At 44.3% G+C, this 17854-nt stretch carries 15 protein-coding genes; 11 read left to right on the top strand and 4 right to left on the bottom strand.

Features of this window, described 5'->3' with window-relative positions; all coding sequences use genetic code 11:
• Nucleotides 1–40: 40 nt before the first annotated feature.
• Entirely contained in the window at nucleotides 41–712 is a 672-nt protein-coding gene (locus NSS87_RS17615) for an HAD family hydrolase (RefSeq protein ID WP_042188921.1), read from the top strand.
• Between the two features lie 496 nt (nucleotides 713–1208).
• Complete coding sequence (rsgA, locus tag NSS87_RS17610; RefSeq protein ID WP_042188919.1) at nucleotides 1209–2300, top strand: ribosome small subunit-dependent GTPase A; 1092 nt, start codon at nucleotides 1209–1211, stop codon at nucleotides 2298–2300.
• Between the two features lie 118 nt (nucleotides 2301–2418).
• On the opposite strand, the gene NSS87_RS17605 is transcribed toward rsgA, so the two are convergent.
• Both NSS87_RS17605 and NSS87_RS17600 read right to left on the bottom strand, forming a co-directional pair.
• A complete protein-coding gene (locus NSS87_RS17605) occupies nucleotides 2419–3045 on the bottom strand; it encodes an FMN-dependent NADH-azoreductase (protein WP_042188917.1) in 627 nt (208 codons plus the stop codon).
• 495 nt (nucleotides 3046–3540) lie between these two features.
• Nucleotides 3541–3780 carry a hypothetical protein gene (locus tag NSS87_RS17600; RefSeq protein WP_042128392.1) on the bottom strand — a complete coding sequence of 80 codons (240 nt, stop codon included), beginning with the start codon at nucleotides 3778–3780 and terminating at the stop codon, nucleotides 3541–3543.
• Nucleotides 3781–3922: 142 nt separating this feature from the next.
• Between NSS87_RS17600 and NSS87_RS17595 the strand changes: the two genes are divergently transcribed.
• Nucleotides 3923–4591, top strand: coding sequence for a hypothetical protein (locus tag NSS87_RS17595; protein WP_042188915.1), 669 nt, complete (start codon nucleotides 3923–3925; stop codon nucleotides 4589–4591).
• Here the strand turns inward: NSS87_RS17595 and NSS87_RS17590 are convergent.
• Nucleotides 4578–6272: an alpha-amylase family glycosyl hydrolase gene (locus NSS87_RS17590; protein ID WP_042188913.1), complete on the bottom strand. Its 1695-nt coding sequence runs from the start codon at nucleotides 6270–6272 to the stop codon at nucleotides 4578–4580. The genes NSS87_RS17595 and NSS87_RS17590 overlap by 14 nt on opposite strands.
• A 274-nt stretch (nucleotides 6273–6546) precedes the next feature.
• On the opposite strand from NSS87_RS17590, the gene NSS87_RS17585 reads away from it, so the two are divergent.
• The 7 genes from NSS87_RS17585 (at nucleotide 6547) to NSS87_RS17555 (ending at nucleotide 13889) form a co-directional block, all read left to right on the top strand.
• Nucleotides 6547–7569, top strand: a complete 1023-nt coding sequence (locus tag NSS87_RS17585) for an ABC transporter substrate-binding protein (protein ID WP_042188911.1) — start codon at nucleotides 6547–6549, stop codon at nucleotides 7567–7569.
• Nucleotides 7570–7622: 53 nt separating this feature from the next.
• A complete protein-coding gene (locus NSS87_RS17580; protein WP_042188909.1) occupies nucleotides 7623–8399 on the top strand; it encodes an ABC transporter ATP-binding protein in 777 nt (258 codons plus the stop codon).
• Nucleotides 8399–9235: an ABC transporter permease gene (locus NSS87_RS17575; protein WP_042188906.1), complete on the top strand. Its 837-nt coding sequence runs from the start codon at nucleotides 8399–8401 to the stop codon at nucleotides 9233–9235. Before NSS87_RS17580 ends, NSS87_RS17575 begins: the two co-directional genes overlap by 1 nt.
• Before the next feature lie 95 nt (nucleotides 9236–9330).
• Nucleotides 9331–10317 carry an aromatic acid exporter family protein gene (locus NSS87_RS17570; RefSeq protein ID WP_042188904.1) on the top strand — a complete coding sequence of 329 codons (987 nt, stop codon included), beginning with the start codon at nucleotides 9331–9333 and terminating at the stop codon, nucleotides 10315–10317.
• A 165-nt stretch (nucleotides 10318–10482) separates the two neighbouring features.
• The gene (locus tag NSS87_RS17565) at nucleotides 10483–11505 is read left to right on the top strand and encodes an HD-GYP domain-containing protein (protein WP_339241675.1); all 1023 of its coding nucleotides are present in this window, start codon (nucleotides 10483–10485) and stop codon (nucleotides 11503–11505) included.
• A 225-nt stretch (nucleotides 11506–11730) separates the two neighbouring features.
• Nucleotides 11731–12288 carry an outer spore coat protein CotE gene (locus NSS87_RS17560; RefSeq protein WP_036687755.1) on the top strand — a complete coding sequence of 186 codons (558 nt, stop codon included), beginning with the start codon at nucleotides 11731–11733 and terminating at the stop codon, nucleotides 12286–12288.
• Between the two features lie 707 nt (nucleotides 12289–12995).
• Nucleotides 12996–13889, top strand: a complete 894-nt coding sequence (locus NSS87_RS17555) for a hypothetical protein (RefSeq protein ID WP_339241672.1) — start codon at nucleotides 12996–12998, stop codon at nucleotides 13887–13889.
• A gap of 114 nt (nucleotides 13890–14003) precedes the next feature.
• Here NSS87_RS17555 and NSS87_RS17550 read toward each other — a convergent pair whose 3' ends face one another.
• Entirely contained in the window at nucleotides 14004–14801 is a 798-nt protein-coding gene (locus NSS87_RS17550) for a GNAT family N-acetyltransferase (protein ID WP_339241669.1), read from the bottom strand.
• 275 nt (nucleotides 14802–15076) lie between these two features.
• Here NSS87_RS17550 and mutS point away from each other — a divergent pair, with 275 nt between their 5' ends.
• Nucleotides 15077–17830, top strand: a complete 2754-nt coding sequence (mutS, locus tag NSS87_RS17545; protein WP_339241667.1) for a DNA mismatch repair protein MutS — start codon at nucleotides 15077–15079, stop codon at nucleotides 17828–17830.
• Nucleotides 17831–17854 lie beyond the last annotated feature (24 nt).

The following is a 17854-nucleotide window of genomic DNA, read 5'->3' as shown; positions in this document are numbered from 1 at the left end:
TTAAATTTTATAATCAACAGCATATAAGGGGAATCGCTTGATGAAAGAAGTACAAGCTATATTATTTGATTTGGATAATACTTTAATGGATCGTGACCATACATTTCGCAGTTTTAGTACTCAGTTTGTTCAGGATTTTCTAGGACATTTGGAAGCTGAAGAAGCGCAGAAGGTAGTAGAAGATATGATTCACAGAGATGCTGATGGTTACCGTGATAAGGACGGATTCTTCGTAGAGCTAAGCGAGGTGCTGCCTTGGGAAACACCAGTTACGGCCGAACATATTCGTGCGTATTATGATGCAAGCTATATCAATCATGGTGCTACGATGAAGGATGCTGTGGACGTTCTAAAGTACTGCAAAGAGCGCGGTTATATACTTGGTCTGGTTACCAACGGCAAAGTAGATATCCAGAACACCAAAATTGATACCCTTGCCCTGCGAGAGTACTTCAAGGCTATTGTCATTTCTGGAGAAGTAGAAATCGCTAAGCCTGATCCTAAGATTTATCAACTTGCATTAGACAGATTGGGAGTTACTGCGGATCAGACATTGTTTATTGGAGATCACCCGGTGAATGATATCTGGGGTGCAGGGAAAGCAGGGCTACAAGGCATTTGGCTGCAAAGAAAACATGCCTGGGACGAGCAATTGGACATACAACCTTGGAAGATAATCTACGAGTTGAATGAGCTTAAGTCCATTTTGTAATTTTATCAAAATTTATAGTTGACATTATACGGCAGCGCCGTTTATGATAACAACATCTTATTTCGGAAGGAGACGATGTTTTATGACAGTTTTAAATGTAATGAACTCAACTGTTGTGGATACGTGTCTTCCGGGAACAGCGGCTGCCGAATAAGTTATTCGTGCAGTTTAGCAGGTAAGCTCTATTACGCTTATTAGAGCCGCGGGAACCGTATTGGGTCCGGCGGCTTTTTTGCGTATATAGAATCGATAGGAATTGTAGTTAATTGTCTATTTCTCTATATATCGCACGGGAAAATGAATTTATCCTTGTCTTTTGGATGAGACATTTTTCTGATTATGTGTGCACTTTTTGTCCTTTTCGTCCTAGAAGAGTTCATGAAGTGTGACCGCCGCCGGAGTCTTAAATTCCGACGGCTTTTTGTGTTCTCGGAAAATGCTAGCAGTACATGGTAAATAAAAATAAAAACTTAAACAGATCTTTAGGAGGATTCAAATGACTAACATACAGCAATATGGTTGGAATGAAAATTGGAGTTCAAAATGGGATGAAAAGTGGGAGGAGACGGAGGATAAACGGCTTGTTCCCGGAAGAATTGTAGGCGATTTTGGCAGTAAGTATAGGGTGATGACTGATTTGGGAGAGACATGGGGGGAGCTATCAGGCAAGTTGAGACATACGTTTGTCGCTTCAGGTGATTTTCCAGCGATCGGCGACTGGGTGGCTCTTTCAATGCAGGATGGCGGCGAGCATGCGATTTTACATGGGATATTGCCTCGGCATAGTGTCATCTCACGCAAGGTAGCTGGTAACACACAAGAGGAGCAGATTGTTGCCTCGAATGTAGACACTTTATTTCTGGTCAGTGCTTTGAATGATGACTTTAATGTTCGGCGGATGGAGAGATACTTAATCATGGCTTGGAACAGCGGGGCCAATCCAGTCATTCTACTGACCAAAGCAGATCTTTGCCTAGATGCAGAGAGTAAAATTGCCGAAATGGAAAGCGCCGCTCCAGGTGTGCCTGTTCATGCGGTTAGTGCACTGCAAGATAATGGCCGTGAGAAGTTGCTGCCTTACATTGGGAGTGGACAGACAGTAGCTCTAACGGGCTCATCAGGCTGCGGCAAATCTACGATGGTCAACTGGTTATGTGGTAAGAATCTTCAGCTTACACAGGATGTAAGAGAAGGCGATAGCCGAGGACGCCATACTACTACCCACCGTGAACTGTTTATTATGCCGGACAGAGGAATCATAGTAGACACACCAGGGATGCGTGAGCTGCAGCTGTGGGAAGATGAGGGTGGATTAGATCTGGCGTTCAGTGATATTAGCAGCTTAGCTGCTGCATGTCGGTTTAGTAACTGTAAACATGAACGTGAGGAGGGCTGTGCGGTACTTGAAGCGGTTCATAACGGTGAGCTCGAAGAGAAGAGACTGCTGAACTACCGAAAGACACAGCGGGAACTGCAGTACCAAAGCACCAAAGAGGTGAAGCTCAAGAGAAAAACCACAGCTTCTTCTAAAGTTCATTCGACAAGGACTAGAGGGTACGGTTGGCGTAAAGAACTTGATGAGTATTAGAAGAACTTTATAGACAGCGACGGAGCCAAGAGTAGTGTTCCAATAGGCTAGAAAGTCAAAAAAGGGTGACCCTGAGCTCAGGGTCACCCTTTTTTATTAAATTCTCTTATAGCTTGTATTAGAACGAAGCTGCAGTTTCCTTAGCCAATTGTAATCCGTTCTCAATGATTTCAGCGGATTGTGCAGGAAGTTGGTTGTGACCTTCGATGATTACTTGAGTAATATCTTTGATACCCCAAAGGTTAAGGTTACCAACGATGAAGTTTACAGCCATTTCAGCACTTGCTGCAGGACCTTCGGAATAAATGCCACCTCTAGCGTTCAGTACGATTGCTTTTTTACCTGTCAAAAGACCAACTGGACCTTCAGCAGTGTAAGAGAATGTTTTGCCAGCTTGGCAAAGGTAATCGACATAAGTATGCAATACAGCTGGTACAGTCATGTTCCACAGTGGGAAACCGAATACTACTTTATCAGCAGCGATAAACTGTTCCAGATATTTATTAACTACAGCAGCACCTGCTGCTTCTTCAGCTGTTAGTTCGTAACCTTGAGCAGCTTTGTACATACCAGTGATCAGGGTATTGTCGTAGTATGGAAGTTGCTCTGCGAACAAATCAAGTTCAGTGATTTCATCTTCTGGATTGTTAAGTTTGTAGTTCTCCAAAAATTCATTGTAAAGCTTAACACTTACGGATTGTTCTGCTGGACGGTTGTTTGCTTTGATAAATAAAACATTAGACATTATGATTGCTCCCTTGGATGTGTGTATTTAATATTAACTATAAATAATATAGCATGTATTTTTTTGTTTGTAAATTATTTTTTTGTGATTTTTTTGGGGGGAAAAGAGTATTTTATAAAGGAACAAGAGTTTGAATAATAGAAATCCCGGTTAATAAACTTACAAGCAAACAGGAAAATATTCCCTATATTCATAAGGATCTGAATGAATTAAAAGGAGCGATGGACATGTCCATTGATCGGTTTATCATTAAGAAATTGGATAGCTGTCACGAAGAGCATACACGCCAAAATTTAGTGAGTCTCTTTAAACTTCGAATACAGAAAGCTGAAAAAGCAGAGAATAAGAACTATAAGATTAGCTGATATTGTCCCATACTGGTGTAATCATTCATTACTAAAGCTGCAAAACTTAAAAACAGCAAGTCTCTTTCAGAGACTTGCTGTTTTGTCTGCCAAAGGATAAAAGAAACTTTACAAAAAAACTACCCCTCTATTAATAGAGGGATAGCGCCAATGAATCATTCTCACTATAACTGTGCAATATAGCCTCAGAGCCTTTAATTTCGATACTAATTAATGAATTCAGGCATTTCTGGATAGCATTCTTGCCCTTTTGAATTTTGAGCTCCAACGTACTGTTAAGTAATCTAAGTACTTTTTGAGTGGGCTGTTTATTTTCTGTTGTGAAATACACAGGTACAAGTTTGTTCTGAAATGTGATGAGCATTCTCATTTTGAAGACACCTCGCTAAAAGTATTTCATGTTAATGATAATACCCTTTGTTTCTTAATTTTACCTTAAAATTAGCTTATGATAACATAAAGATTGTTAGATTAATATACATATATATGAAATACAGGAAGGATACAATGATGTGAATGACAATGGATTGGCCGATTTAACGCATTTTTTATTTCCAGATGAAGTAATGGGGCAAGCGGTTCTGGATCAGTTACATACAGGTTTAAACGCAGAACGGATCTGTAGATTGAAATATAAAGAGAAGGAGGAAATGAAGGATCTGTGTCTGCAAATACATAAAGACCGGATACTAGTAATCTGCAATAGTAACCCGGAAACCCTGCCCTATGAATTAAAGGATGAAAGTGAAACGGAGAGCTTTTGTCTTCAGTTGTTCGAATGTGAGAACATGAAGGAGCTCTTTAATCACGGGATTCCGGCATTACTAATGTCAAAAAGAAAATTTGAGGAGCTGAAAAAAAGCTCATGCTCATCCACGCTGCAAATGCTCTCAGATTGTTTAGCAGCAGAGACAGGGGATGATGTACATTCCATCCAACTAGCACGGGTAATGAAGTGCTTCATGGCGGAAGGAGAATTACGACTCTGTACGTCCAGTGACAGTGGATGGAGCTTCCAGAAAGCACGCTTCTTAGGCGATCATTCCAGTGGCTGGTTGTTACGAATGAGCAGTGATCCATCCAAAGACTGGCTTATAGCCCTCCCGATTACAAAAGCTCAATTATGTGGGTCAGTAACAAAGTGGGTGTTACATTCTTCCGCATTTCTCACTCCACAATAGCAGTTGAATAAGGAGGGAGGGTAAGTTGATCTGAATTCAAGATCGATTTGACAGCAATCGTCTTTAGGATCTTGGAGTAAGAGAAACCCTCGACATTGGGTTGTAGTACAATGGTTTGTTCTTCGCCAGTAAGGTTATGAACGACGAGCACCTGATCCTGTGTTGTTAGTCGTTCGTAAGCCATAACCCCGGGATTGCCTGAAGCAAAGTCACGGATTCCGCCATCCCGGAGCGCAGGAATCTCATTTCTTAGCGCAATAAGCTTGCGATATCTTTCTAGCATTGAATCACTGTCATTCAGCTGGCTCTCAACATCAACGTTAATCGCACCCGCATTATTACGTCCGGCCTCCCAAGTAGTCTGCCCCTCTCCTTGATCGGCTGCACCCCATCTCATAGGCTCTCGAAGTCCTTCATCTGGCTTCACACCGCGCATTCCAATTTCTTCACCATAATAGATAAAAGGATTCCCAGGCAAAGTTAACAGTAGGGCTGCTGCCATTTTTGCATGATTCGGGTTATTGTCTAATTGACTCATGACTCTGTTTTGATCATGATTCGTCAAGAAAGTAGCATCGGTAAATTGGTTATCGGATATTTTGGAATACAATTTATAGGTTCGTTCCAGCGTAAAGGCCGTCCCACTGTCTTTTTCAGTTTTTACAGAGTTCACCAGTGTTTCTGCTAAGCCAAAGTTAAAGCTTGAGTTAAAAGCTTGATCTAAATAAGCTCCGACAGTGACAGCAGAATTCTCCCAGACCTCGCCAACTATATATGCCTCTGGATTTACTTCATTCATAGCCTTGCGGAACTCCTGCCACCAGGACACATTTTTAGCGGTAGTAGCCTCACTTTTATCACTCAAAAGATCTTCGTAGATATGCTTCGCAGCATCTAGTCGGAAGCCATCCACACCTTGCTCAAGCCAAAACTTTCCGATGTCCTTCATTTCAGTACGAACTTCTGCATTATCGAAATTCAGATCAGGCATGCCTTCCCAAAATCCGCCCAGATAATGACTGCCAAGGATAGAATGCCACGCACTGCCACCGCCAGCAGCGCTGGCTCCATTTGCGGGACGACCTTGATCTTCAGCCCAGACGTACCAATCGCGATATTTGCTGTCACTGTTTTTAGCCGAGTCTACGAACCATGGGTGTTCTTTGGAGGTATGATTCACAACCAAATCCATAATTATTTTTATTCCTCGTTTATGCGCTTCTTTAATTAGCTCCTGCATATCCTCAATCGTCCCATAATCAGGATTAATCGCACGATAATCGGTTACATCATATCCATGATAGCTTGGTGATGGGTTGATGGGCATGAGCCAAATCCCGCCAATCCCCAAATCAGTCGTGGTTTCAGGATTCCCATCATTTAAGTAATCCAGCTTTTGGGTGATCCCTTTTAGATCTCCAATGCCATCGCCGTCTGAATCATAGAAGGAACGAACAAATAATTCATAATAAACAGCGGAAGGTTGTTCATCCGTCTTATTTATCAATGCTTGAGGTGTAGCGGTGCTCTGAATGGAGTCTGCTTTAGGGGAGGGCGTGGCAATGGATGTTTTGTTGCTTTGATTACCAGAACAACCGGACAGCAGTAATGTCGTTAGACTGATGCCCACCAGAGAGCATATTGTGATTTTTTTGGTTTTGAATGTAACACCTTTATACATATGTAATAACTCCTTCTATTGCAAATTTTCTGATTTCAAGAAATGGAAAGCGCTTTATTTCCTATAGTACTCGAATGCATCCCCATTGGTAAAACGTTTGCACAGATACAAAAACAGCAAATTAAACGATATTTATCCATTCCTCCAATAAAAGTCGCTAGTATCATGGTTATTCTTGGATTTCCCTAGGTTATTGGAGGTTTTAACCTTTTCATAGGCATCTGCATATGCTTTAAGCAAGGGCGAAGGACCCGGTAAGAAAGGAGAATGAAGAATGAAGATTAGGAAAAAGCTGTCATTGTCGCTCATGATCATTACTTTATGCTTTTCAGTGCTTGCCGGTTGCGGCGGAAAGTCAGAGTTGGTAAAGGTGAAGATTGGTGAAGTCACCCGTTCTGTCTTTTATGCACCCGAATATGTTGCCTTATCACAAAATTTCTTTAAAGACGAAGGACTTGACGTAGAGCTACAGACGATCCCCGGTGGAGATAAAACCATGACTGCACTCCTCTCAGGTGCCATCGATGTTGCATTGGTAGGTTCTGAAACCTCCATTTATGTGTATCAACAGGGTTCAGATGATCCGGTTATTAATTTTGCACAGCTTACTCAGAGGGATGGAACGTTCCTGTTTGCCCGTAAAGCTGACGGAGCGTTTAACTGGGATAAAGTGAAGGGTTCTACCTTCCTGGGGCAAAGAAAAGGCGGAATGCCACAAATGGCAGGTGCGTTTACTTTATCTAAAAAAGGAATAGATCCTACCAAAGACATTACCTTGATCCAAAATATTGACTTTGCTAATATTGCTGGTGCTTTTGCTTCAGGTACAGGCGATTATGTGCAGCTGTTTGAACCACAGGCTTCAATCTTTGAACGTGAGAACCGAGGGGCAGTAGTGGCTTCGTTTGGTGTGGAAAGCGGCTATTTACCGTACACCGTGTTTATGTCTAAGAACAGCTATATTAGTAAAAATGGAGATACGGTACAGAAGTTCACAAATGCGATCCAGCGTGCTCAGCTTTGGGTGAAGGAACATAGCCCTGAAGAAATTGCGGATGCGATAATGACTTATTTTGATAAGACAGATAAAGATATCGTCGTTTCTGCAGTCAAACGTTATAAGGAACAGGATACCTATGCGGTTAATCCAATTATAGATCAAGAAGAATGGAACAATTTGCTCGATGTCATTGATAATGCTGGTGAGCTTAAAGAACGCGTTCCCTCTGACAAAATAGTGAATAACAGTTTTGCTGAGAAAGCTGAGAAAAGCATAAAGAGCAGCACTTCAAAATAAGAGAGAACCAAAGATCCTAAATTAGATGTGTAAAATTGAAGGAGGGGCTGACAATGCTTCCAGTAGTGCAATTAAAGGGAGTAACGCATGCCTATCTTGGCGACCGTGAAGCTTCACTGGCCGTTGAGGACCTGAACCTTAATGTCGAGCAAGGGGAGTTCGTTAGCTTAGTCGGACCAAGTGGTTGCGGTAAGACGACTCTCCTATCGATTATTGCAGGACTGCTGCAGCCATCTCAAGGCGAAGTGTTCGTAAATGGAGAGCCCATTATGGGACCCTCACCAGAGGTTGGGTATATGCTGCAGCAGGATTATCTTTTTCCTTGGCGGAGTATTCTGGACAATGCCATTCTAGGACTAGAGCTGACTGGAAACTTGAACGAGGAGAGCAAAAAGCGGACGTTGGAGCTACTTCAAGAGATGGGCTTAGAAGGCAAAGAGCACGCCCTTCCTACTCAGTTATCAGGTGGGATGCGGCAGAGAGTGGCTCTGGTACGAACCTTGGCAACGAATCCTGGACTCCTTCTACTAGACGAGCCGTTCTCGGCACTTGATTACCAGATCAAATTACAGCTGGAAGATTTGGTCTCTGAGACCTTACGCAGCAGGGGGACAACTGCGATATTAGTTACTCATGATCTATCTGAGGCCATTGCGGTAAGCAGCAGTGTTATTCTTCTACAACGAAATCCAGGGAAGATCCGAAAAGTATTTTCAGTGCCAGAGCAAATCCGGTCAGCACCTCCGCTATTTGCACGTGATCAGCCAGGCTTTTCGGAGCTTTTTCATGAAATATGGAAAGAGATGGAGATTGCAGGGAGGGAAAGCTAATGAAGCATACGGAGCAATCGGGGTTATTAGCTTCCCGTGAACAGTGGCTACAACAATTGCATGGCGATTATAAAAAAACGAAGCACCGCTGGCGCAATCAGGTGATTGTTGTAAGGAGCAGCCTGTTACTGCTGTTTTTTGTTCTCTGGGAAGCTGGCGCAAGAATGGGCTGGATTGATGAGTTATTATTCAGCTATCCCACAAAAATCTTCCGGCAGATCTGGGGAGATATGGTCAGTGGAAGCTTGTGGCCGCATCTGGGGATGACGGTAGGTGAGACTGCGGTAGGCTTTGTACTAGGAACGCTATTAGGGACACTTCTTGCTGTGATCATTTGGTGGTCTCCTTTTTTATCAGCAGTGCTTGATCCGTATATGGTCGTATTTAACAGTATGCCGAAGGTGGCGCTGGGGCCGATTTTTATCGTCATGTTCGGAGCCGGATTCACTGCTATCGTTGTTACTACTTTATCTATAACGGTTATTATAACGACGCTTGTTGTGTACAATAGTTTTTGCAGTGTGGATCCGAATCTGGTCAAGGTGGTTCGTTCCTTCGGAGCTTCCAGAGTTCAGGTGTTCTTTAAAGTAATTCTTCCAGCCTCGTTCCCGACGGTGGTCTCCACCTTAAAGGTGAATGTGGGGATGTCATGGGTAGGAGTTATCGTAGGGGAGTTCCTGGTCGCTAAATCGGGTCTGGGTTATCTGATTATTTATGGTTTCCAGGTCTTTAATTTCACGTTAGTGATGTCCAGTCTTTTGATTATCGCGGCCGTGGCTACAGCAATGTATCAATTAGTGGTATATCTTGAGAAGCGGCTGTTATCCCGGCGATGAACCTTATGTAATATTGTGTCCGTACACAAAATCTTGTAACATGTCTATATCTTTACCTATTTATTGGGTTAGTGCTTGTAAGGAGAGATAAGGCTATGGGATTTCGTGTGATAAAAACAGCAGCAGCTACGTTATTATCCGTACTAGTTGCGTCTGCAGTGGGTATACCTAATGCGCAGAGTGCAGGCTTGCTGGCAATTTTGGGTGTAGAGGTTACTTTGAAAAGGAGTTTCCGAACGATAACGGCTCGTTTTTTAGCCTCGCTCGTGGGACTCTTTTTTGGCTGCATCCTATTCTGGCTTCTAGGGTTCCATTACTGGGTGCTCGGGCTGTATGTACTCGTGGGCTTTCCGATGATTGTAAAGTCTGGCTACAAAGAAGGAATTGTCACCAGCTCGGTTATCGTGTTTCGCGTGTTTGGACAAGCTGAACTATCGCTCCATGTCCTGTTGCAGCAAATAGAGCTTCTGGCTATTGGGCTCGGTTCAGCAGGGCTGGTAAACTTGATTTACATGCCTCAGACTGGTGGGGTCATTTATGGAATCCGTAAGGAAGTGGATCGCTATTTTTCGGTTATTTTTACCCAGATGGCCCGAACGCTTCGAGATCCTGCTTATATTTGGGACGGCAAAGAATTAATTGACGCAGATAATACAGTGCAGCGGGGATTAACGGCAGCTACCCGTGAGATGGAGAATCATGTTATTCATCCTGATGAAGCATGGAATGTTTATTTCTACATGCGGAAGGAGCAACTGGAATCGATTCAAAGTATGATGCAGCTGCTTTCTCAAGTGTATCGCCATTTACCGCATGGGGAGATGGTTGCTGAGTTATTTGACCAGCTTAGCGGGGATGTGCTTGCGGAAGAATATACTGGACGAACTGAACATTTACTGGACGAGCTAACAAGAGAATTTGAAGAAATGGATCTGCCAGAGACACGTGAGGAATTTGAAGTGCGCTCAGCTATTCTTCAGTTATGCAGGGAACTGGCACTTTATTTAAAGATCGCTAAGCGGCATAAAATCCCGGTCAGTTACAAGCCGGAGAAACGTTTGAAGATTCGAAATAAGGCTTAAATTAAGGCTTTAATAAACTGAAGTATTAACTATCTCTGTCAAAATCACGATAAGATATGTATGAGCTAAAAGTTGATCACAGGATATGATTAACGATTTTATGGTGAGTTCAAATAATAGCAGGAAGTTCGGTAGTCGAATTTTCCGCATTGGCAGGTGAGGCGTATGGACAAAGTTATGGAATCATTTATAGGAAAACAGCTTATAGCTAACCTTTTTAATGACAAAGGAGTATTTGTTTTACCCGCATTGACTTTATTAAGTGCTGAGCATATACGATTAATCAATCAACATAAGATCACCCTAGAGTCTCATGACGTCGTACAGCTGGATAGCGCGGAATTTTTCCAACTTGCAATCGATGATTGCACAGCTGCGATAGAGAATATTTTTGAACAGCTTCGTCATAACAAAAACAAACGAATTCCTATGCTTGAAGTTAGAAATGAAGTCATTCCGTTTATTCAGCAGGTAAGTGAAAAGAATGACTTCTACGGCGTATTGGCTGCATTGCAGTCCAAGGATGATTATACATACAGACATAATGTATCGGTTGGTATTTTATCTACATTGCTAGGGAAATGGCTAAAATTAAAGCCTGAGGATTTGAGTATGCTGACGATCGCAGCGACCCTTCATGATATCGGAAAAATGAGGATTCCGGATGAATTATTAACCCGGCCAGGCCCGTTGACCGCAGAGGAGTATCAGCTTATGAAAAAGCATACGACCTATGGTTACGAGATGATCCGGGACACTATTGGAACCAATCATTTGCAAGCGCTCGTCGCCCTGCAGCATCATGAAAGAATGGACGGCAGTGGTTATCCATTCGGCGTACTTGGGAATCGCATCACTGATTTCAGTAAAATTGTTGCAGTAGCAGACGTGTTCCATGCGATGACATCCGACCGGTTTTATCGTAAAGCTTCACCTCTTTATGAAGTGTTGCTGCAGATGGAGGAAAACGTATTTGGCAAGCTTGACCCTTATATTTGTAGAGTCTTTATTAATAAGTTAATGCAGTCAATGATAGGGAATGAAGTGGAATTGACAGATGGACGGACAGGAAAAATCATTATGATTCTTGCTACTGATCCACTGCGTCCCCTCGTGAATATTGATGACGATTTTATTGACCTGAGCAAACATAGATCTATTGGTATTATGCGCGTAATCCCGCAATAGCGGGCTTTATAAGGTTTTTTTAACGTTCAGAATGGATATGTATCAGGCTGGACCATTTTTATAATCTACTCATATCTGTACAAATTTTGAAATAAAATGAACTATAAGTCTTCTGATAAGACCCTCTGGAGGGCTTACTCAAATTTATTTATAGACTAACAATCAACAAATGCCTAGAACCTGCATACACTTGATAGTGAATGATTGTATGGAGGAGGTTTAAAGATGTCATTAAGCCATAAACGTCAAACAAGGGAGATCATTACGAAGGCAATTTGCGGCAAAGGTCGTAAGTTCTCTACAGCAACCCATACCGTGACTCCGCCACATCACCCGACTAGTATTCTGGGGGCTTGGATTATCAACCACCAGTACGAAGCGGTTGCCGCCGGGAACGGAATCGAAGTAATTGGTACTTACGATGTAAACATCTGGTACTCGTACGACAAGAACAAGCAGACCGAGGTAGCTAAAGAAACGGTCTCCTATGTGGAGCTCATTCCGCTTTCCTACCTGGACACGAGACACCGCACTTCTACCGTTGAGGTCTCTGCGGAGGCAACGCAGGAACCCAACTGTGTAGAAGCGGGCGTATCGCCAGGCGGAGGCAGTGTGACACTTCGCGTAGAGCGCGAATTCGAAGTGGAGTTGGTGGCTGAGACCAAAGTCCGTGTGTATGTCACTGAGCAAAGCGATGATCCAGAAGACAAGGATTATGATTTTGAAGGTGATAGCTTCGATTACGATGATCTAGACCCTGACAATCTGGATGATGAACTGTAAGGAAGGATACGCCGCCGTTAACTGAGTACTGATGGGTTATGGTCCATTATATGTAGGGAGGGCGGCGGCGTAGAGGGCGAATGCCCTCCTTTTTTTTATTTATTTTTAGAATTAAAAATGGAACCTGAGTGGATTAAGAACAACCTGGTTTGTATGAATGGGCAAGAAGTGCTACTGCAGGGCTTTCAATCTTGGGCTGCGATGGATGGAGGGGCAGGAGAATGAATGAGGGGTTTAAGGTGTATTCGGGATTGTCATCAGCACAAAGAGAGTCCAGATTATTTCGGAGCGGGATTGAAGCGACGCTTACTTCGTCTAGTAAGCAGGAACTGTTGCGAATGAAGGGCTCAGAAGCATCTCTGCGGAGAAACCAGATCTCTGGTGAAAGCAATCGCTTAGAAGATACATATGATACTCTACCTTCCGATAAGGCCCATAAACAGTGCTATAACATACTCGTGTATAATTTGAGCGTTCTGCAGATCACTCCACTAGGAGCAGGCCCAGGTATGCGTGCAGCCTCCGATTTGCTAGCCGGGGCTGTGCGAATGGATAGAGTCGATAGCAGCGAATCAATGGGGGCTGCACCAGGAGTATGGCGTGGAGTAATGAAATTACTTCAGCGTATTGCTGTTCGGACTTTGTACAGCTTGGGGCTGGATAGCGGTGAGGTCATGCTGAGGGCAATGGGAAACCGGAGGTATGTCGTGGAGGGAGTCACTCCATTACTACAGAGTTCCGGCAAATCATTGCCAGAGCCTTATCGTTCCGCAGCATTATCGCTGGAACGGAGCCTTGCTCTGGAGCAGCCAGGCCGCCGCGGCCTGCTCATGGGTATGGACCCGGAGTTTATTATCCTCCGGGAGTCCACGGGCCGCGTCGTGCCTGCGTCGCGGTACCTGCCCACGGACGGCGTCGCAGGCTGCGACGCCGGACCTCCGGGAACGCGAGGCGCGTTCCCGGTCGCCGAGCTGCGCCCCCAGCCGCGCGGGGAACCACGCGCGCTGCTGGCGCAGCTGATGTCCGCCGCGGCTACGGCGGACCGGCTCATCGCCGACCGCACGCTGCGCTGGCGGGCGGGAGGCATGCCGCTGACGGGCTGGGCCCTCGGCGGCCATTTGCACTTCAGCGGCGTGACGCTGACGGCGCCGCTCTTGCGCGCGCTCGACAACTATCTCGCGTTGCCGATGCTTTTGCTTGAGGACGTCCGCGCGGGAGCGCGTCGTCCTCGTTACGGCGTGCTCGGCGATTTCCGGATTCAGCCGCATGGCGGCTTTGAGTACCGGACTTTGCCGAGCTTCCTGGTATCCCCGGTCATCGCTAAAGGCGCGGTCTATCTGGCTCATCTTATCGTGAGCCATTATGAAGACCTGACGCTGCGCCCGCTCGACCTGGAAGACCTGCATATCGCCTACTATGACGGCGATAAATCCCCGCTGCGCGACGCAGTACCCCCTCTGCTGGCGCAGCTACGCTCTCTAGGCGGCTACGAGAAGGCCGCCCAATACATAGAGCCTTTATTTCAGTATATCGCCTCTAAACGAACGTGGGATGAATCTCGCGATATCCGTGAGCTGTGGTGCAGCAAAGTTAAAGCTTGAGCTTATATTTCAAAATATTAGAAAGTCTTAGTTTTTCACATATCCCTTATATCTAATATTTTTCGCATAAACGCTTACCGTCCTAGTAAGGACGCCGAAGGCGTTTATGCTTGTCTACATGTACATGATGCTCCAAGAGCCGATATCTTGAAATCCAAGTCGTTTGTAAATGAGCCCAGCATGAGGGTTGTCATAAAAGAGGCATAAAGATTTCCCTTCAGAGAGTAAGTCTGTGCATAGCTGTGCAACTACGCTTGTAGCTAATCCTTGCTCTCTGAATGCTTGATGAGTGGCAACCCCTACGATCATAGCTGACATGGAATTTTCCGCTGATGTTGAGGCCGTTGTAATCACCTGATCTTCACGTTTCATATAATACGTACGGCCAGTGCCAGTCGCCAATGTTTTACGTAGGCTAGTTCTCGATCCATCCCGACTGCTTTCAAACTCTTCTATTGTATCCGTAAGCGAACAAATCGCTTCCACATCCTGGATGGTTGCTTTATTAATGTTCTCAACGGAAGAAGAGTACTGTTTAATTTTGGTATTCATTTCCTTAAGCTCAGCAAAGTACAATTGCTTTTCTTGTTTAAAGTTAATTACTCCGTCAAAGGCTTTTACCACTTCGGTTACACCAGAAATCATATGAATATCGTTATCTTGTCGCATGATAGTAGCGAATCCTTCCACATCAAACGGCCCATCCGCGTAAGGAAGATAGCTTCTATAGAAACGTAATAGAACTGCTTTTATCCGACCATCAGATGGATCTATCTCTCCCCACAATGCCATAAAATCCTGTTCAAACCCGAAATTCTCTACATCTCCAATGATGAACAAATTAAGAGCAGGCTCTTTCTGTAGCAATGCCATTAGAAGTTCCCGATCATCCTCCGTAAGTCTTCGTATCATTTGATATTCTCCTTTTATTTTCTTATGATCTAACGCTCTGTGTTAAGATTTTACAATATTAAAATGCAGAAGAATACACCTCTTTCTAATGAACGATGGATGCTTGAAATATATACAAAAGGTACTACCCATTGAGCTTCAGTAATAGTGTCGGATTTCGTGATTTTTTGTCTGAGGATCGAGAAGAATGAACTTCTATGCGGTTGCGGGGTGACTTTGTACGCAAATTTTCTGTTATAATGGAGGACAGCAATAAATAGGCATGGAGGTTGACCATGGCACAATATACGCCGATGATTGAGCAATATTTAAAAGTGAAGGAAGGGGCAAAGGATGCCTTCCTATTTTTTAGACTGGGCGATTTCTATGAAATGTTCTTTGAAGATGCCATTTTGGCTTCCAAGGAGCTTGAAATTACGTTGACAGGTCGCGAAGGCGGGGGCGCAGAGAAGATCCCGATGTGTGGAGTACCTTATCACGCCGCCGAGGGTTATATTCAACGCCTGATTGAAAAAGGATATAAAGTCGCTATTTGTGAGCAATTAGAGGATGCTTCTGTCACAAAGGGAATGGTGAAACGGGATATCGTACGTGTCGTGACACCTGGAACAGTTATGGATGGAAAAATCATTGCCGACAAAAGCAACAATTATCTTGTTTGTGTAACCGAAAGTGATGGGATGATGGCATTAGCTGCATGTGATTTAACTACAGGTGAATTGTATGTTACTTCAGTGTTATCTGGTGCAGAGTGGCTGCGCGATGAGATTGGCATTTATGAACCGGCTGAGATCATCGGAGACCCGACGTTATTGGAGCTTTTACGTAGTGAAACGCCTCTGTTGGCGAAACCTGTTGTGTACACACCTTGGGAGAAACGTGAGGAGGAGCTGGCACGTCGACAATTCGGTGAAGCCGCATGGGTTCGTCTGGAGAAAGAACGTGGACAATGTCTAGCACTGCTAATCTCCTATCTAAACGAGACACAACGGCGTTCAATGGGACAACTTAGTCAAATTTCTCCTTATGAACCAGGTAATTATATGATTCTTGATCCGTTCACACGCCGAAATCTGGAGCTAACAGAGACGGTCCGAGAACGTTCTAAAAAAGGATCTCTTCTATGGCTACTAGACCGTACTGAAACATCCATGGGTGCGCGATTGTTACGTCGCAGAATAGATAAACCGCTATTGCAGCGCGCTCCGATCGAACGTCGTCTAGAAGCAGTTGATTATTTGTACAATCAGTTTATTGTTCGAGAGGACCTGCGTTTAGCGTTGAAGGAAATTTATGACTTAGAGCGGCTGGTAGGTCGTATTGCCTTTGGCAGTGCGAATGGTCGTGACATGAATGCCTTAAAGCTATCACTGGCACAAATCCCTGCTTTAAAGGAATTATGTATGACTTCGGGATCTGCAACCCTACGCGAGATCGGTGCTAGCATGGATGAATGTGCCGAGATACGGGAGGATATAGATCGAGCAATTGTTGAAGATGCGCCGGTGTCCGTGAGAGACGGAGGAATTATCCGTTCTGGTTATCATGCCCGGTTGGACGAGCTGCGGGAAGCTAGCAGTAATGGTAAACGTTGGATCGCCGAACTGGAAGCGAAAGAACGCCAAGCCACTGGCATCAAATCACTGAAGATCGGCTATAACAAAATCTTTGGTTATTTCATAGAAATCACCAAATCTAATCTGGCTTCGTTGCCGGAAGGGCGTTATGAACGTAAGCAGACGCTTGCAAATGCAGAGCGATTTGTTACACCTGAGCTTAAAGAGAAAGAGGCACTGATTCTTGAAGCGCAAGATAAAATGACAGATTTGGAGTACAGCCTGTTTACTGAACTGCGTGATCGAATCAGCGGTCAAATTCCGCGACTGCAGAATCTTGCGGAAAAGGTAGCAGAGATTGATGTGTATCAATGTCTGGCAGCCGTCAGTGCCGAGCATCGCTTCGTAAAACCTGTTCTATCGGATGGGTACGATCTTCGACTTGAAGGTGGTCGTCATCCTGTCGTGGAGGCTGTGTTAAAGGACTCGGCATTTATAGCAAACGGAAGTACGCTTAGTAAGGAAGATGGAAATATTCTTTTGATCACTGGTCCTAATATGGCTGGGAAAAGTACCTATATGCGGCAGGTTGCACTCATTTGTATTATGGCTCAAATTGGCTGTTTCGTTCCGGCCACCAGTGCAGAAGTTCCGCTAATTGATCGAATCTTTACACGTATTGGGGCAGCTGATGATTTGATCGGAGGTCAGAGTACATTTATGGTAGAAATGGCCGACATACAGGTCATGACAGAAAAAGCAACAGCCCGGAGTTTAATTATCATTGATGAGCTTGGTAGAGGAACATCGACGAGTGAGGGCATGGCGATTGCACAAGCGGTAATTGAGTATGTGCACGATACCATTTCTTGCAAAGCTTTAGTTTCGACGCATTTTCATGAATTGGCCCACTTAGAAGAAAGCCTTAAAGGGCTTAAGAATTATTCTATGGCCGTACAGGAGAGCGGGGATAAAGTAAACTTCCTGCGTAAGCTTGTTCCGGGAGCAGCAGACAGTAGCTATGGGATTTATTGTGCACGCCTAGCAGGGCTTCCTGAAGGGATTATTGATCGTGCCTACTGTCTACTTCAGAGTATCGAGCAGGCGGCTCATCCAGGTGGTTCCTCTATTCATTATGGGGGTGGACTAGAAATTCAGGCCGCTGCAAAAGAGGTCGCAACTACATCTACCCAACAACCCGATAATGTCATCGCAGAAACTTCGGGGATTCCTGCAGACTCCTATTCATCAATAGCAGATGAAGTAGTTCAACTGTCTATCTTTGGCGAGGAAGAACCACGTAAGAATCGGAAGGGTAGTGCAAATCAGTCGGCTGTAGTAACTGAAGTACAAGAGAATCCTGCGATAAAAGAATTCATCATTTCTGTGCGTAACGCAGATCTTATGAATATGACTCCGCTTCAGGCTATGAGTCTGCTGAACGACCTGAAGATGAAAGCAAAGGATCTTTGATTATTGATTGCCTAAATAAGAGGT

It is taken from the genome of Paenibacillus sp. FSL F4-0243 (assembly GCF_037963295.1).
GTDB lineage: Bacteria > Bacillota > Bacilli > Paenibacillales > Paenibacillaceae > Paenibacillus_AQ.
Note: the sequence above shows the minus strand (reverse complement) of the source record. Positions and strands in the feature narration are given on the sequence as shown.

Excerpts from the sequence above, each read along its gene's own strand:
- NSS87_RS17560 (WP_036687755.1), top strand. The coding sequence starts at position 11,731 with ATGTCATTAAGCCATAAACGTCAAACAAGGGAGATCATTACGAAGGCA.
- NSS87_RS17575 (WP_042188906.1), top strand. The coding sequence starts at position 8,399 with ATGAAGCATACGGAGCAATCGGGGTTATTAGCTTCCCGTGAACAGTGG.
- NSS87_RS17580 (WP_042188909.1), top strand. The coding sequence starts at position 7,623 with ATGCTTCCAGTAGTGCAATTAAAGGGAGTAACGCATGCCTATCTTGGC.
- rsgA (WP_042188919.1), top strand. The coding sequence starts at position 1,209 with ATGACTAACATACAGCAATATGGTTGGAATGAAAATTGGAGTTCAAAA.
- NSS87_RS17550 (WP_339241669.1), bottom strand. The coding sequence starts at position 14,801 with ATGATACGAAGACTTACGGAGGATGATCGGGAACTTCTAATGGCATTG.
- NSS87_RS17615 (WP_042188921.1), top strand. The coding sequence starts at position 41 with ATGAAAGAAGTACAAGCTATATTATTTGATTTGGATAATACTTTAATG.
- NSS87_RS17590 (WP_042188913.1), bottom strand. The coding sequence starts at position 6,272 with ATGTATAAAGGTGTTACATTCAAAACCAAAAAAATCACAATATGCTCT.
- NSS87_RS17605 (WP_042188917.1), bottom strand. The coding sequence starts at position 3,045 with ATGTCTAATGTTTTATTTATCAAAGCAAACAACCGTCCAGCAGAACAA.
- NSS87_RS17600 (WP_042128392.1), bottom strand. The coding sequence starts at position 3,780 with ATGAGAATGCTCATCACATTTCAGAACAAACTTGTACCTGTGTATTTC.
- NSS87_RS17565 (WP_339241675.1), top strand. The coding sequence starts at position 10,483 with ATGGACAAAGTTATGGAATCATTTATAGGAAAACAGCTTATAGCTAAC.
- NSS87_RS17570 (WP_042188904.1), top strand. The coding sequence starts at position 9,331 with ATGGGATTTCGTGTGATAAAAACAGCAGCAGCTACGTTATTATCCGTA.
- mutS (WP_339241667.1), top strand. The coding sequence starts at position 15,077 with ATGGCACAATATACGCCGATGATTGAGCAATATTTAAAAGTGAAGGAA.
- NSS87_RS17585 (WP_042188911.1), top strand. The coding sequence starts at position 6,547 with ATGAAGATTAGGAAAAAGCTGTCATTGTCGCTCATGATCATTACTTTA.